Origin of the sequence: Nocardia farcinica, assembly GCF_029867845.1 — a bacterium.
GTDB classification, from domain to species: domain Bacteria; phylum Actinomycetota; class Actinomycetes; order Mycobacteriales; family Mycobacteriaceae; genus Nocardia; species Nocardia farcinica_A.
In genome coordinates, this window is record NZ_JARWRU010000207.1 from 1 (window position 1) to 2,339 (window position 2,339).

Here is a 2,339-nt window from a genome sequence, read left to right on the forward strand (position 1 = left end):
GCCGGGCCTTAAAACCCGCCCGGCGGGGGTGCGGGGGGGGGCCCCCGGGGGGGGCGGCCCCCCCCCCCCCCCCGCGACCACCGGTGTGCGGGGACCTGACGCCCGGCCGGTTCACGAATCAGGCAAGCAACGAAACCCAGAGGTGACGAATGTCGAAGATGCCGCCCGGTGTGCCCGCCTCGGAGCCGGCCGCACAGGCCGAGCCCACCGAGCCCCGGCCGCCGCTGCCGCCCAAGCCCGACCAGCACGGTCCAGCGCCCGTCACCCCGACGGGGGCGGCGGTCGACCAGCCGCGGGGGGCTCGCGCCCAGCACGGCACCCACCTGACCACCGCGCAGGGCGCGCGCCTGGCCGACACCGATCACTCGCTCAAGGCGGGAGCGCGCGGGCCGGTCCTGCTCCAGGACCACCACCTGCGCGAGAAGATCACCCACTTCGATCACGAACGCATCCCGGAGCGAGTCGTGCACGCCCGCGGCGCCGCCGCGCACGGCGTGTTCGTCGCCAACGGCGCGGCGGAGAGCATCTGCTGCGCCTCGCTGTTCCAGAAGAACAAGAAGACACCGGTTTTCGTGCGGTTCTCCACCGTGCTCGGCTCGCGCGGTTCGGCCGACACCGTGCGTGACACCCGCGGCTTCGCCACCAAGTTCTACACCGACGAGGGCGTGTGGGATCTGGTCGGCAACAACATCCCGGTGTTCTTCATCCAGGACGGCATCAAATTCCCCGACATCATCCACGCGGGCAAGCCGCATCCCGACCGGGAGATCCCGCAGGCGCAGAGCGCGCACGACACGTTCTGGGATTTCGTCTCCCTGCACACCGAGGCCACCGCCCACACCTTGTGGAACATGTCCGATCGCGGCATTCCGCGTTCCTACCGGATGATGGAGGGCTTCGGTGTCCACACCTTCCGGTTGATCAACGCCGAGGGCAAGTCGGTGCTGGTGAAATTCCACTGGAAGCCCAGGCTCGGCGTGCATTCGCTGTTGTGGGAGGAGGCGCAGATCGCCGCGGGCGTCGACCCGGATTTCCACCGCAGGGATCTGGCCGACGCCATCGAATCGGGCGCGTTCCCGGAATGGGATCTGGGTGTGCAGGTCTTCCCGGACACCGAGGAGCAGATGTTCGAGGGCATCGACCTGCTCGATCCGACGAAGTTCGTCCCGGAGGAACTGGCCCCGGTGCAGGTGATCGGCACATTGACGCTGAACGCCAATCCGAGCAATTTCTTCGCCGAGACCGAGCAGGTGGCCTTCCACCCCGGTCATGTGGTGCGCGGCATCGATTTCACCAACGACCCGCTGTTGCAGGGGCGGTTGTTCTCCTACCTGGACACCCAGATCTCGCGCCTGGGCGGCCCGAATTTCGCGCAGCTGCCGATCAACCGGCCGCACACCGAGATCAACGACATGTTCCGCGACGGCATGCACCAGACCGCCGTGCACACCGGTGTGGCGCCCTATCGCCCGAACAGCCTCGACGGCGGCTGCCCGTTCACCGCGCAGCCCGGCGAGGCGTTGATCGAATTCCCCGACATGGTGAACGGCGCGAAGGCCAGGCAGGCTCCGGCCAGTTTCGACGACCATTTCAGCGGCGCGCGCCTGTTCTATGCCAGCCTCACCGACATCGAGAAGAAGCACATCGCCGACGCCTACAGCTTCGAATTGGGCAAGTGCTACGAGAAGGCGATCAAACAGCGCGCGGTGGATGTGCTGCGCAATGTCGACGAGCAGCTGGCGCGGACCGTGGCGGGCAATCTCGGCCTGCCCGCGCCGGACACCACGGACGGGGCAGGCGCAGGCGCGGCCGCGGCGGACGGCGCGGTGACCACCTCGGCCGCCCTGGCGCAGATCGGCGAGCGCTGGCCCACCGACGGGCGGATCATCGGCATCGTCGTCGACGACGACATCGACGTGGCAGAACTCGCCGACATCGTGGAGCAGATCTCCGGCAGCTCCATGGTGCCGTTGGTGCTCGCCGCCCACGGCGGTGAGATCGGGTCGGGCAAGCGGGTGGTGCCGATCTCGCGCACCCTCGACACCGCCAGGTCCGTCGAGTTCGACGCCCTGCTGGTGGCGGCATCCCTGCCCGACCCGAAGCTGACCGTGCTCCTGCAGGAGGCGCATCGGCACCTCAAGGCCATCGCCTACACGCCCGCGGGCGAGGCGGCGTTGCAGACGGCGGGCATCGCCGGGGGCTTCGACGGCATCCAGACCGCCTCGGGCCTGGCGACGGCCTTCGCGTTGCTCGCCGAGGCGTTGCCCGAGCATCGGGTGTGGTCGCGCGCGGCGCAACTGGCGTCCTGAGCCATCGCGAGAACGGGGGCGGGGGTGCCC

Annotated in this window: 1 protein-coding gene; it reads left to right on the forward strand. The window is 69.3% G+C overall.

What is annotated here, in order from left to right; genetic code table 11:
- Positions 1-149: 149 nt before the first annotated feature.
- Positions 150-2,309: a catalase gene (locus tag QH283_RS04190; protein ID WP_280501697.1), complete on the forward strand. Its 2,160-nt coding sequence runs from the start codon at positions 150-152 to the stop codon at positions 2,307-2,309.
- Positions 2,310-2,339: the final 30 nt, after the last annotated feature.

Excerpts from the sequence above, each read along its gene's own strand:
- QH283_RS04190 (WP_280501697.1), top strand. The coding sequence starts at position 150 with ATGTCGAAGATGCCGCCCGGTGTGCCCGCCTCGGAGCCGGCCGCACAG.